Origin of the sequence: Streptomyces sp. (assembly GCF_031181555.1) — a bacterium.
Taxonomy (GTDB): Bacteria; Actinomycetota; Actinomycetes; order Streptomycetales; family Streptomycetaceae; genus Streptomyces; species Streptomyces fimbriatus.
Window position 1 is genome coordinate 23228 of record NZ_JAPSKQ010000026.1, and the last position, 12393, is coordinate 35620.

Sequence of the window (12393 nt, forward strand, 5' to 3'; positions counted from 1 at the left end):
TCACTCCCGCCCGAGAATCGCGGCGGCGGCGTCGATGCCCTCGCGGGTGCCGATCAGGATCAGCGTGTCCCCTCCGGCCAGCCGGAAGTCCGGCGCGGGGGACGGGATCGCCTCCGCCCGCCGCAGCACGGCCACGATCGAGACGCCGGTGTCGGTACGCATCCGTGTCTCGCCCAGCACCCGGCCGTTCCAGTGGGAGACGGCGGACAGCTCGATGCGCTCGGCGACCAGCCCCAGGTCGGTGGTGTGCAGCAGGTTGGGGCTGTGGTGGGCGGGCATCAGCGCGTCGATCATCGCGGCCGACTCGGCGACGGTCAGGCGCAGCGACTGGGCGCAGGCGTCCGGGTCGTCGGAACGGTAGATGTTGACCGTGCGGGCTCCGTCCCTGTGCGCGATCACGGACAAGTGCTGGTGCTCACGCGTGGTGAGGTCGTATTTCACGCCGATGCCCGGCAGCGGCGTGGCGCTCATCCGTGGAGCAGGCACAGCCCTCCCCTTCCTGGTTTTCCCTCGATGACTTCGTGCTGACCGGGGTGCCGCATCGCACGGATGATCCACCCCCGCAGTGGACATGGTGCCATCCGGTCATTCGGCCGGGACACGGGTGTTGTCCCTGAGGGACACGGGCCCGCGGAGGACGCCGGCCGCAAGGGGGCCGAGGATGCCCGGGGAGGCCGTCCCGTCACAGATCGGCGGGGTGCCCCGGCATCGTCCGGACACGGGGGGTGCGCCGGCCGGCCCGCGGGGCTGTGGCCCGTTGGTCCCATGGCGGCGGACCCCCGCCGGAGCCACCCTGGACGTATCCGATACGGGAGGTGCGATGAGCGGTCCGGTCGTCGTGGGAGTGGACGGCTCGGCATCGAGTCTGGCCGCGGTGGAGGTGGCGGCCGAGGAGGCGAGGTCGCGATCGGCCGCTCTGCGGGTGGTGCACGCGTTCCTCTGGCCGGCGATGCACGTGCCGCCGGGCGCGTCGCCGCTGGGTCCGGCCGACAGCGGTCTGCGGGCCGCGGTCGAACGTCTGATGTCCGAGGCGGTGGAACGCGCCGGGGCCGTGGCACCGGACGTGGAGGTCTCGCAGGCCGTCGTGACGGGCGAACCGCTGACCGTGCTGGAGGCGCAGTCGCGTTCCGCGGAGCTCGTGGTCGTCGGGTCGCGGGGCAGGGGCGGCTTCGTCGGGCTGCTGGCGGGGTCGACGGCCGTGCATCTGGCGGCGCACGGACGGTGCCCGGTGCTGGTCGTGCGCGAGCGGGCCGTACCGGACGGGCCGATCGTGGTCGGCGTCGACGGTTCCGCGGCGGGTGCGAAGGCGATCGGCTTCGCCTTCGCCGAGGCGGCGCTGCGCGGGGCGGACCTGGTCGCCCTGCACGCCTGGACCAACTGGAACGCCCTGCTGCCCGCCCCGCAGGACGGGCGGACGCCGTACGCGAACGAGCCCGGCACCCCGGCCACGGGCGAGGAGCGTCTGCTCTCGGAGGCGCTGGCGGGGCATCGGAAGCGGTACCCCGGCGTGGAGGTACGGCACGAGATCGTGCACGGCGGCACCCGCGAGGCACTGATCGAGGCGAGCCGCACGGCGCGGTTGCTGGTGGTCGGGGCCCGTGGCCGGGGCGGCTTCCTCGGACTGGTGCTGGGTTCGGTGAGCCAGGCCATGCTGCACCACGCGCACTGCCCGGTGGCCGTCGTGCGGGGCGGCGACGGGAACGCGTAGTCCGGCACCCGCTCCCCGCGTGCCGTTCACCGGGGCCTCGCCCGCCGCGTGACGCGTAGGCGCCGGCGCCCGCGGGTACTCGGGTGCGCTGCCGGGGCCGGGCGCACCGGGGCACCACGTCCCCCGTGTTCCGGGGCAAGGCGGCCGGGGACGGGAGAGAACAGTGAACGACACGGTCATCGTCGGAGTGGACGGCTCGCCGCCCAGTCTCGCCGCGGTCGATGTCGCGGCGCGGGAGGCCCGTCTGCGCGGCGCGCTGCTGCGGATCGTGCACGCCTTCAGCCGCCCCGCCGACCTGGACCCGATGATCCACGGCGTGCTGGCGCAGGTCGAACAGCGCGCCCACGACATCGCGCCGCACCTGGAGATCGCCCGGACCGTGGCGTCGGGTGAGACGCTGACGGTGCTGGAGGCCGAGTCGCGCCACGCGGTGCTGGCGGTGGTCGGCGGGCGGGGCCGCAGCGGGTTCGGGGGGCTGCTGCTGGGCTCGACCGTCGTGCAGCTGGCCGCGCACGGCCACTGCCCGCTCATGGTGGTCCGTGGCCGTTCCGATCCCCGGGGGCCGGTGCTCCTCGCCGTGGACGGCTCGCCGGCCGGGAACGCGGCGGCGGGGTTCGCCTTCGCCGAGGCCGCCCTGCGCGAGGCTCCGCTGGTCGCGATGCACGTGTGGAACACCTGGAGCGAGCCGACGCCCTACGAGGGTCCCGCCGACCCGTTGAACGTCGTGGTGGACCTCGACCGGCTCCGCGAGAGGCACCGTCGGCTGCTGGAGGAGGCGGTGGAGCCCTGGCGGGCCGCCCGCCCCGAGGTCGCCGTGGAGCTGCGCCTGGAGCGGGGGCGGGTGCGCCACACGCTGCTCGAGGCCGGCCGGGACGCCCAGTTGCTGGTGGTCGGCGCCCGCGGCCACGGCGGCTTCACCGGGATGCTGCTCGGGTCGGTCAGCCAGGCGTTGCTGTACCACGCCGACTGTCCCGTCACCGTCGTCCGCGGGACGAAGTGACCGGCCTGCCGGTCACCCGCCCCTTTCGAGCCGTGGCGGGCAGCCCCCCGGGGAGACGGGCCGGGGGCACGTGTGTGAGCAGTGCTTCCCCGTGCTCGCGCGCCCCCTCGGGGAAAGGATTCGGTACACGGGCGGCGAGCGCCGGGCAACCGCACCTGGCCGAGCAGGGCGTACGGCACCTGCTCTCGTCGGTCTGCCGCAGGATCGGCACGGACGCGTCGGGCCCGGCGGCGCGCTGAAGTCCCCCCTCGGGCCGCGGCGGTGGGCGCCGCGGCCCGTTGCGGACGGCGCGTCTAGCCCGCGAGGAAACCGAGTCGCACCGTGCGGTCCGGGTTGTCCCGGTTGGTGTCGACCAGGCACACCGACTGCCAGGTGCCCAGCTCCAGCCGTCCGCCCACCACCGGCAGCGTGGCGTGGGGCGGGACGAGGGCCGGGAGGACGTGGTCGCGGCCGTGGCCGGGGCTGCCGTGGCGGTGCTGCCAGCGGTCGTCGGCGGGCAGCAGGGTGTGCAGGGCGGCCAGGAGGTCGTCGTCGCTGCCGGCGCCGGTCTCGATGACGGCGATACCGGCCGTGGCGTGCGGCACGAAGACGTTCAGCAGGCCGTCACGGCCGGCCGCCGCCTCCCGCAGGAAGGACTCGCAGTCGCCGGTGATGTCGACGACCCTCTCCGAGGAGCCGGTGGCGAGGGTCAGGACTCGGGTGGTGAAGGCATCTGACATGCCCTCCATCCTGGCCCATGTGCCGGGGACCCGCCCGGACCGTCCACGGGAAGATCCGCGGCCCGCGGCTCGTTGGTAGAAACGTGAACGACATACGCGAGGTCGAGGTGGTCGTCATAGGCGCGGGACAGGCAGGACTGTCCAGCGCCTATCACCTGCGGCGGACCGGGTTCGAGCCGGACCGCGACTTCGCGGTGCTCGACCACTCCCCCGGCCCGGGCGGTGCGTGGCAGTTCCGGTGGCCCTCGCTGACGTACGGCAAGGTGCACGGGATGCACGCGCTGCCCGGCATGGAACTCACGGACGCCGATCCGGCACGGCCCTCCTCCGAGGTGATCGCCGCGTACTTCGACCGCTACGAGCGGACCTTCGGCCTGCGGGTGCGGCGCCCGGTGGACGTGCGGGCCGTGCGGGAGGGAGCCGCGGGCCGGTTGCTCGTGGAGACCTCGGACGGCACCTGGTCGGCGCGGGCGCTGATCAACGCCACCGGCACCTGGGACCGGCCGTTCTGGCCGCGCTATCCGGGGCAGGAGACCTTCCTGGGGCTGCAGTTGCACACCGCGCAGTACCCCGGGCCCGAGGCGTTCGCCGGGCAGCGGGTGGTCGTGGTGGGCGGCGGCGCCTCGGGCACCCAGCACCTGCTGGAGATCGCGCCGTACGCGGCGTCCACCACCTGGGTGACCCGACGGCCGCCGGTCTTCCGTGAAGGCCCCTTCGACGAGGAGGCGGGGCGGGCGGCCGTGGCGCTCGTCGAGGAGCGGGTGCGGCAGGGTCTGCCGCCGCGCAGCGTCGTCTCGGTGACGGGGCTGCCGCTCAACGACGCGATCCGGCGGGGTCTCGCGGACGGCGTGCTCGACCGGCGGCCCATGTTCGACCGCATCACGCCCGACGGCGTGGAGTGGGGACGGGGATCCCCCCTGCCCGAGCGCGGCCGAGAGCGTGGAGGCCGGCAGGTGGCGGCCGATGTCATCCTGTGGGCGACCGGGTTCCGCCCCGCCGTCGACCACCTCGCCCCGCTGCGGCTGCGGGAACCGGGTGGCGGTATCCGCGTCGAGGGAACGCGTGCGGTGGCCGACCCGCGCGTCCACCTGGTCGGCTACGGCCCCTCGGCCAGCACCATCGGCGCCAACCGGGCGGGGCGGGCGGCGGTACGGGACATCGGGCGGCTGCTGACGCCGGAGCAGGCCGCGGCGTGATGTCCGGCCCGGTTCACTTCTCGGGCCGTTCGCCGCTCTTGCGCTGCCGGGCGCCGGCCTCGGCGACGTTGCGCCGGTGTTCCTCGCGGTCGGCGGTGAAGCGGGTGTCGCCCGGCTCGACCGTGACGAAGTAGAGCCAGTCGCCCGGGGACGGGTTGATCGCGGCGCGCATCGCGTCCTCGCCGGGGTTGTCGATCGGGGTCGGCGGCAGTCCCATGCGCTCGTAGGAGTTGTAGGGGCTGTCGACCTTGGTGTCGGGCGCCGTCGTGCGCAGTGTCGAGCGGCCCAGCGCGTAGTTGACGGTCGAGTCCATCTGCAGCGGCATCCCGCGCTCCAGCCGGTTGAAGATCACCCGGGCGACCTTGCCCATGTCGGCCTTGGTGGAGGCCTCCGCCTGGACGATGCTCGCGACGGTGACCGCCTGGTACACGTTCATGGCGTTGCGCTGCGCGCCCGCGGCGACCGGGGCTCCGTTGAACTTCTTGTTGGCGGTGTCGACCATCCGTGACAGCAGTTTCTCCGGGGTCGTCTTCTCCCCGAGCGGATACGTCGCCGGGAAGAGGTAGCCCTCCGGATTGCCCTCCGCCTCGTCCGGCAGTTCGAGGCGGGCCTTCGCGACGGACTTCTTCGCGGTGCCCGCGGGCAGTTCCAGGGCCTTGTCGATGGCCGTGTACACCTGGCTCGCGCGCCGCCCCTCCGGGATCACCAGGGTGGTGGGACGGGGGGCGCCGTCGTCACGCATGATCAGCAGCGGCACCGCCACGGCGGTGCCGGCCACGACGGCCCCGGTCGCGACGAGCGCGAGACGGCCCCGGCGCGTCAGTCGGATCGTGCTCCGTGACGGAGTGTTCGTCTGCATGCGGGCACGGTAACCCGTACACCCCCGCAAACCCGGCATATCTTCATCTTGTCGGCTCCAGTTGGGCGTCCCGGCGCACGAGAGCCGCATAGCGCCCGCCCCGTTCCAACAGCTCCTCGTGCGTGCCGCGTTCGACCGCACGACCGGAGTCGAGGACCACGATCTGGTCGGCACTCCGAATGGTGGACAGCCGGTGGGCGATGGTGAGCGTGGTGCGATCGGCCGACAGCGCGTCGATGGCCGCCTGGACGGCGGCCTCGGTCCGGGTGTCCAGGGCACTGGTGGCCTCGTCGAGCACCAGGACCGGCGGGTCGCGCAGGATGGTGCGGGCGATGGCCAGGCGCTGCTTCTCACCGCCGGAGAAACGGTGGCCGCGCTCACCGACGACCGTGTCGTACCCGTCGGGCAGGGCGGCGATGTGATCGTGGATCTGGGCCGCCTTCGCCGCCGCGTACAGCTCCTCGTCGGTGGCGTCGGGCTTGGCGAAGCGCAGGTTGTCGGCGACCGAGGCGTGGAAGAGGTAGGTCTCCTGGGAGACCACGCCCACCGCACGGGCCAGCGTGTCGAAGTCGAGGTCGCGGACGTCGACCCCGTCGAGGGTGACCCGGCCGCCCGTGACGTCGTACAGCCTCGGCACGAGGTGACCGAGCGTGGACTTGCCGGCGCCGGTCGGGCCGACGACGGCGAGGCTGCCGCCCGCGGGGACGGTGAGGTCGATGCCGTCGAGGACGGGGCCGTTCCTGTCGTCGTAGCGGAAGGTGACGTTCTCGAAGCGCACCTCGCCCTTGATCCGGTCGAGGTGCACCGGGTCCTCGCGCTCGGTGATGTCGATCGGGAGGTCCAGGTACTCGAAGATGCGCTGGAAGAGCGCGAGCGAGGTCTGGATCTGGACACCGGTGGACAGCAGGCTCACGGCCGGGCGGAACAGGCCCTGCTGGAGCGAGACGAAGGCGACGATCGTGCCGATGGAAATCTCCGGGCCACCCGCCTGCAGGGCGATGCCGGCGGCCCAGTAGATGACGGCCGGCATGGCGGCCATGACGATCGTGATGACCGCCATGCGCCAGCGGCCGGCCATGCTGGAACGCACCTCCAGGTCGACCAGGCGCTCGGACTCCTTTGCGAAGGAGCCGGTCAGGGAGTCGGAGCGGCCCATCGTGCGGCCGAGCAGGATGCCGCTGACCGACAGCGACTCGGTGACCGTGGCGGCCATGGCGGCCATCTGCTTCTGACGCTGGGTGGTGATCTTCTTGCGCTCGTTGCCGACGCGGCGGCTGATCCACACGAACACCGGCAGCAGGACGAGCGACACGACGGTCAGCCGCCAGTCGAGCACGATCATCGCCACGAGGGTGGCGACCACGCTGGTGAGGTTGGAGACGAGGGAGGTCGCCGTGGAGGTCACCGTGGCCTGCATGCCGCCGATGTCGTCGGCGATGCGGGACTGGACCTCACCGGTGCGGGTGCGGGTGAAGAAGGCGAGCGACATGCGCTGGAGCCGGCCGTAGACGGCGGTGCGCAGGTCGTGCATGACGCGCTGGCCGACGGTCGTCGAGATCAGGGTCTGCAGCACGCCGAAGACGCTGGTGAGCACCGCGCTGAGGATCATGCCGAGCGCGAGCAGGCTGAGCAGCCCGGTGCGGCCCTCGGGGATCGCGACGTCGAGGATCGCCTTCAGCAGGAACGGTGTGGCGACCGAGACCAGGGAGGCTGCGCCGACGAGCAGGCCGACGATCGCGAGGCGGCCCCGGTAGGGACGGAAGAGCTTCAGGATGCGCCGCACCTGCCGGGGTTGCTCCTTGGCGTCGGCAGGCGGGGTCCAGGCGGGTTCGTGGTCGGGGTGCATGGTCTCCTTCGGGGTGAGCACCGTGGGGCGGGCCGGAGGCGAGCGGAGCCCAGCTCATTGTTACCTATACTCACAATGAACGGCATCCTGATATTGTTCCCGCATGACCGTCCCCGATCCCGACGGCCTGCTGGCCGAGCAACTGCTCCGGCTCACCCGTCGGATGCACCGCATCCAGAAGCGTCACCTGGAGCGGCGCGAGCTCGGCATCACCCCTGCCCAGTCCCGCCTGCTGCGCACCCTCGCGCACTACGGCTCGCCGCCCCGCATGGCGGATCTCGCCGAGCGGCTGGAGGTGGTGCCCCGGGCCGTCACCACGCTGGTCGACGGACTCGAGGCGAGCGGCAGGGTACGGCGGGTGCCGGATCCGGCCAACCGGCGGGTGATCCGCATCGAGCTCACCGAGGACGGGCACGCGGCGCTCCGGGAACTGCGTGCCGCGCGCAGGGCCGCCGCGGAGGAGATCCTGGCCCCGCTGGCGGACGAACAGCGCGAGGTACTGGGTGAGTTGCTGGACACCCTGATCGACGGGACGGCCGTCCCGCGGTGCGGCGGCACATCCGCGTGACCCGCGTCCCGGGCGGCGGAGGGCCTGGTCGGCCTGCCGCCGGCCCGGCAGCCGGTTCTGCGCGGTGGTGGGGAAAACCGTTTGCCTCTCGGCACTGAGCGGCGTCAACCTGTCACGGTTTGCTGTTCCCGTCCGGCGACGGCGTGCGGTTCGCCCGCGCTCCCCTCCCGGCCGGTTCCCGCTCTCCCCGCCGACCCCTGACCCGAGCCACTGGGACGTCATGCAGATCCAAGACCTTCCGTATCCCGACCCGGGCGTGCCCGACGCGCGCTCCGGTCCCCGATTCCTGTGGTGGCTCTTCCGAAACCAACTGTCCGGACAGCTCACGTCGTTGGCCTGGGGGTTGCTGCACTTCGCCTCCGTCGCCTCGCTGCCGTTCTGCGTCGGTGTCGCCGTCCAGGCCGCGGTCGACCGCTCCGGCGGCCGGCTCGCGCTGGCCGGCGGCCTGATGGCGCTGGCCTGCGCCGGCAACGCGGTCGGTGACACCTTCCTGCACCGCGCCGCCGTGACCAACTGGATCACCGCCGCCGCCCGCGTCCAGCAACTGCTGGCCCGCAAGGCCGCGACGCTGGGTTCGGCGCTGACGCGACGCGTCGCGGCCGGTGAGGTCGTGGCCGTCTCCACCGGTGACGTCGAGAAGATCGGCTGGTTCGTGGAGGCCCTGTCGCGGTTCACCGCGGCGGCGGTCACCATCGTGCTGGTCTGCGTGGGCCTGGTCCTCTACCAGCCGGCGCTCGGTGTGGTCGTGGCCGTGGGTCTGCCCGTGCTGGCGATCGCGGTGCTGCCGCTGCTGCCGCGCGCCACCCGGCGGGCCGACGTGCAGCGCGAGAAGGCCGGCCGGGCCACCGAACTCGCCTCGGACACCGTCGCCGGGCTGCGGGTGCTGCGCGGCATCGGCGGTGAGGAACTGTTCCTCGACCGCTACCGCCGCGCCTCCCAGGAGGTCCGTCACGCCGCCGTGCGCAGCGCGCGCATGTGGTCCCTGATCGCCGCGATCCAGGTGCTGCTGCCGGGTCTCCTGCTGATCACGGTGGTCTGCTACGGCGTCCACCTCGCCCGCCAGGGCCGGATCGGCGTCGGTGAACTGGTCACCGTCTACAGCTCGGTCATGGTGCTCACCTATCCGCTGCGCCATTTCGAGGAGATCGCGATGGCCTACTCCTTCTCGCGCCCCTCGGCCAAGCGGGCCGCGGGCGTGCTGTCGCTGGAGCGGGCCACGGACACCGCGGGATCGCGTGCCGCCGAGACCCCCGCCGGCGACCTGTACGACCCGGCGACCGGTCTGCTCGCCCCCGCGGGCCGGCTCACCGCCGTGGTGTGCGGGGACCCGGACGCGGCGGGGCGCCTGGCCGAACGGCTCGGCGGGCACGCCACGCAGCAGGGCACCTCGGTGCTGCTCGGCGGGGTACCGCTCGACGAGCTGCCGCTGGACTGCGCCCGCAGCGCCGTCCTCGTGCAGGACAAGGACCCGGTGCTGCTGTCCGGCACCCTGCGCGAACTGCTCGACGTGCCCGCGTCCGGTGCCGTCGGCCCGCACGAGGCGCTGGACGCCGCACAGTGCGGGGACGTGCTGGCGGCACTGGTGCAGGGCTCGCTGGGCGCCGAGGACCCGATGGACGCGCGGATCACCGAACGCGGACGGTCCCTGTCGGGCGGCCAGCGCCAGCGGCTCGCGCTGGCCCGGTCGCTGATCACCGACCCGGAGGTGCTCGTCCTGGACGAGCCGACCTCGGCCGTCGACTCGCACACCGAGGCCCGTATCGCCGAGGGCGTGCGCGCACTGCGGGAAGGGCGCACCACCGTGGTGTTCACCTCCTCCCCGCTGCTGCTGGACCGCGCGGACCGGGTCGTGTTCCTGCACGGCGACACGGTCGCCGCCGTCGGCGGCCACCGCGAGCTGGTGCGCACCGAGCCCCGGTACCGGACCGTGGTGACACGCGAGACGGAGGAGGAGGTCCTGGCGGCCGGCGCCCCGTACGGGGACCGGGCGCTCGGGAAGGGTCCGCTCGACGAGGGCGCACCCGAGCGGGACGGCGTACTGCGCGAGAACGACGTACTGGACCGGCTGGAAGAGCTGGAAGAGATCGAGGAGACAGCATGATCGGCGTGGCGCCACCGGCCTACGACCCGGCGGCCCCGACCACGGCCGGCACCCTGCCCGTGGGCGCCCCCGCGACCGTCCGCGCCTACGTGACCGAGCTGCTGCGCCGGCACCGGCGGGCCTTCCTGCTGCTGATCACCGTGAACACCGTGGCCGTGGTCGCCTCGATGGTCGGCCCCTACCTGCTGGGTGACCTGGTGGAGCGGGTCTCGGACCGGACGCGGGAGCTGCACCTGGGGCTCACGGCCACGCTGTTCGTGCTGGCGCTGGTCGTCCAGGCGGTGTTCGTCCGGCAGGTGCGGCTGCGCGGGGCGATGCTCGGCGAGCGGATGCTGGCCGACCTCCGTGAGGACTTCCTGGTGCGGTCGGTCCGACTGCCGCCGGGTGTGCTGGAGCGGGCGGGCACGGGTGATCTGCTGTCGCGGATCACGACCGACATCGACCGGCTCGGCAACGCCATGCGCGAGGCCGTGCCCCAGCTGGCCATCGGCGTGGTGTGGGTCGTCCTGCTGCTGGGCGGGCTGGTCGTCACGGCGCCCGAGCTGGCACCGGCGGTCCTGGTGGCCGTACCGCTGCTGGTGGCCGGCTGCCGCTGGTACTTCCGGCGGGCGCCGGCCGCCTACCGCTCGGAGGCGGCCGGGTACGCCGCCGTGGCCGCCGCACTCGCCGAGACCGTGGACGCGGGGCGGACCGTCGAGGCCCACCGCCTCGGCGCGCGCCGCGTGGCGCTGTCGGACCGGCGGATCAGGGAGTGGACGGCCTGGGAGCGTTACACGCTCTGGCTGCGCTCGGTGCTCTTCCCCGTCGTCAACATCACGCACGTGACCGTGCTCGGCTCGGTGCTGATGATCGGCGGTGTGTTCGTCCTGCAGGGCTGGATCGGTGTCGGCCAGCTGACCACGGGCGCCCTGATCGCGCAGATGCTCGTCGACCCGGTGGGGCTGATCCTGCGGTGGTACGACGAACTGCAGGTGGCCCAGGTGTCACTGGCCCGGCTGGTCGGGGTCCGGGACATCGAGCCCGACGCCGGTGACGCCGCTCTGGTCCCCGACGGGCGCCGGGTGCGGGCGGAGCGGGTGCGCTTCGGCTACCGCGAGGGCGTGGACGTCCTGCGCAAGGTGTCGCTCGAGGTCGCCCCGGGGACCAGGCTGGCACTGGTCGGCCCGTCGGGGGCGGGCAAGTCCACCCTGGGCCGGCTGCTCGCCGGGATCTACGCGCCCGGGGACGGCCGGGTCACCCTGGGCGACGCCGAGCTGTCGCGGATGACGGCGGAACGGGTCCGGACGCACGTGGCCCTGGTCAACCAGGAGCACCACGTCTTCGTGGGCTCGCTGCGCGACAACCTGCGGCTCGCCCGGACGGACGCCGAGGACGCCGAGCTGTGGGCGGCGCTGGGCGCGGTCGACGCGGACGGGTGGGCGCGTGCGCTCGACGACGGCCTGGACACCGAGGTCGGCTCGGGCGGCCTGCCGCTCACGCCGGCCCAGGCCCAGCAGATCGCCCTGGCCCGGCTGGTGCTGGCCGATCCGCACACACTGGTCCTGGACGAGGCGACCTCGCTGCTCGACCCGCGCGCGGCGCGTCACCTGGAGCGCTCCCTGGCCCGCGTCCTGGACGGCCGGACCGTCGTCGCCATCGCCCACCGCCTGCACACCGCCCACGACGCGGACGTCATCGCCGTCGTGGAGAACGGCCGCATCAGCGAACTCGGCAGCCACGACGAGCTGGTCGCCGCGGACGGGGCGTACGCGGCGCTGTGGCGGTCCTGGCACGGATGAGCGGTGCCCGCGGAGCGGGACGGCCCCGGACGGGCCGTGGGTACGGCTGCCCGATCCCCGCTCGGGACCGGCCGACCGCACCGGGCCTGCGCGCGGAGCCGGCGCCTCCCCGGCGCGGCGCCCGCCGTCGGCTCCGCGGGCCGGCTCGGGCCGGAAGCGCCGGCCCGAGGCCGTCGAGGGCCGCGAGGAGGCCGGGGCGGTGGGATGCCGGCCGACGGCCGCCTCGGAGCCGGCGGCGCTTCACCGGGCGGCCCGGAGCGGCCCGTGCCGGGGCCGGACGTCGCTCGGTCCGGGCAGCAGGCGGTCCGGGTGCCGAAGCCCCGGACGGCCGGTGCCCCGGGCAACGCGCGGTTTCCGGCAGGGGGCGCGGTTCCCGGTGGGGCGCGGCGGGACCGGGGTCCGGCCTCCCGGGCGGCGGGCCCCGGTCCCACCGCCCGGCCGTGAGCGGAGCCGCCCGCCCCGGGCCCGGGGCGGGACGGAGGCGTGGCCCCGCCGGGGCGTGCCGTTGCGCGGTGGGGAACACCGGTGGAAGGCTGGAGTCAGGCACCGGCTCGGGGAACGCCCGGGGCCCGGCGGACCGGGCACGGGCGGCGCCAGTGCCCCGTGCAGCGGCGGCCC

The 12393-nt window shown here is 74.0% G+C and carries 10 protein-coding genes; 6 read left to right on the forward strand and 4 right to left on the reverse strand.

What is annotated here, in order from left to right; translation table 11 throughout:
• Positions 1 to 471 carry a TrkA C-terminal domain-containing protein gene (locus RIM90_RS08355; RefSeq protein WP_309059946.1) on the reverse strand — a complete coding sequence of 157 codons (471 nt, stop codon included), beginning with the start codon at positions 469 to 471 and terminating at the stop codon, positions 1 to 3.
• A 349-nt stretch (positions 472 to 820) separates the two neighbouring features.
• Between RIM90_RS08355 and RIM90_RS08360 the strand changes: the two genes are divergently transcribed.
• Both RIM90_RS08360 and RIM90_RS08365 read left to right on the forward strand, forming a co-directional pair.
• Positions 821 to 1708 (forward strand): universal stress protein, encoded by an 888-nt coding sequence (locus tag RIM90_RS08360; RefSeq protein ID WP_309059947.1) that lies wholly within the window; start codon positions 821 to 823, stop codon positions 1706 to 1708.
• A gap of 163 nt (positions 1709 to 1871) precedes the next feature.
• Entirely contained in the window at positions 1872 to 2708 is an 837-nt protein-coding gene (locus RIM90_RS08365; protein WP_309059948.1) for a universal stress protein, read from the forward strand.
• Positions 2709 to 3001: 293 nt separating this feature from the next.
• Here the strand turns inward: RIM90_RS08365 and RIM90_RS08370 are convergent, their stop codons facing one another.
• Positions 3002 to 3427 (reverse strand): secondary thiamine-phosphate synthase enzyme YjbQ, encoded by a 426-nt coding sequence (locus RIM90_RS08370; RefSeq protein WP_309059949.1) that lies wholly within the window; start codon positions 3425 to 3427, stop codon positions 3002 to 3004.
• An 83-nt stretch (positions 3428 to 3510) separates the two neighbouring features.
• Here RIM90_RS08370 and RIM90_RS08375 point away from each other — a divergent pair, with 83 nt between their 5' ends.
• A complete protein-coding gene (locus RIM90_RS08375) occupies positions 3511 to 4623 on the forward strand; it encodes an NAD(P)-binding domain-containing protein (protein ID WP_309059950.1) in 1113 nt (370 codons plus the stop codon).
• Between the two features lie 13 nt (positions 4624 to 4636).
• On the opposite strand, the gene mltG is transcribed toward RIM90_RS08375, so the two are convergent.
• Entirely contained in the window at positions 4637 to 5482 is an 846-nt protein-coding gene (gene mltG / locus RIM90_RS08380; protein ID WP_309059951.1) for an endolytic transglycosylase MltG, read from the reverse strand.
• 43 nt (positions 5483 to 5525) lie between these two features.
• The gene (locus tag RIM90_RS08385) at positions 5526 to 7328 is read right to left on the reverse strand and encodes an ABC transporter ATP-binding protein (RefSeq protein ID WP_309059952.1); all 1803 of its coding nucleotides are present in this window, start codon (positions 7326 to 7328) and stop codon (positions 5526 to 5528) included.
• A gap of 103 nt (positions 7329 to 7431) precedes the next feature.
• Here RIM90_RS08385 and RIM90_RS08390 point away from each other — a divergent pair, with 103 nt between their 5' ends.
• The 3 genes from RIM90_RS08390 (at position 7432) to RIM90_RS08400 (ending at position 11775) form a co-directional block, all read left to right on the forward strand.
• Positions 7432 to 7896, forward strand: coding sequence for a MarR family transcriptional regulator (locus tag RIM90_RS08390; RefSeq protein WP_309059953.1), 465 nt, complete (start codon positions 7432 to 7434; stop codon positions 7894 to 7896).
• Between the two features lie 220 nt (positions 7897 to 8116).
• Positions 8117 to 9997 carry an ABC transporter ATP-binding protein gene (locus RIM90_RS08395; protein ID WP_309059954.1) on the forward strand — a complete coding sequence of 627 codons (1881 nt, stop codon included), beginning with the start codon at positions 8117 to 8119 and terminating at the stop codon, positions 9995 to 9997.
• Positions 9994 to 11775, forward strand: a complete 1782-nt coding sequence (locus RIM90_RS08400; RefSeq protein ID WP_309059955.1) for an ABC transporter ATP-binding protein — start codon at positions 9994 to 9996, stop codon at positions 11773 to 11775. The genes RIM90_RS08395 and RIM90_RS08400 overlap by 4 nt, the downstream gene beginning before the upstream one ends.
• Positions 11776 to 12393 lie beyond the last annotated feature (618 nt).

Excerpts from the sequence above, each read along its gene's own strand:
- RIM90_RS08355 (WP_309059946.1), bottom strand. The coding sequence starts at position 471 with ATGAGCGCCACGCCGCTGCCGGGCATCGGCGTGAAATACGACCTCACC.
- RIM90_RS08360 (WP_309059947.1), top strand. The coding sequence starts at position 821 with ATGAGCGGTCCGGTCGTCGTGGGAGTGGACGGCTCGGCATCGAGTCTG.
- RIM90_RS08370 (WP_309059949.1), bottom strand. The coding sequence starts at position 3,427 with ATGTCAGATGCCTTCACCACCCGAGTCCTGACCCTCGCCACCGGCTCC.
- mltG (WP_309059951.1), bottom strand. The coding sequence starts at position 5,482 with ATGCAGACGAACACTCCGTCACGGAGCACGATCCGACTGACGCGCCGG.
- RIM90_RS08385 (WP_309059952.1), bottom strand. The coding sequence starts at position 7,328 with ATGCACCCCGACCACGAACCCGCCTGGACCCCGCCTGCCGACGCCAAG.
- RIM90_RS08390 (WP_309059953.1), top strand. The coding sequence starts at position 7,432 with ATGACCGTCCCCGATCCCGACGGCCTGCTGGCCGAGCAACTGCTCCGG.
- RIM90_RS08395 (WP_309059954.1), top strand. The coding sequence starts at position 8,117 with ATGCAGATCCAAGACCTTCCGTATCCCGACCCGGGCGTGCCCGACGCG.
- RIM90_RS08400 (WP_309059955.1), top strand. The coding sequence starts at position 9,994 with ATGATCGGCGTGGCGCCACCGGCCTACGACCCGGCGGCCCCGACCACG.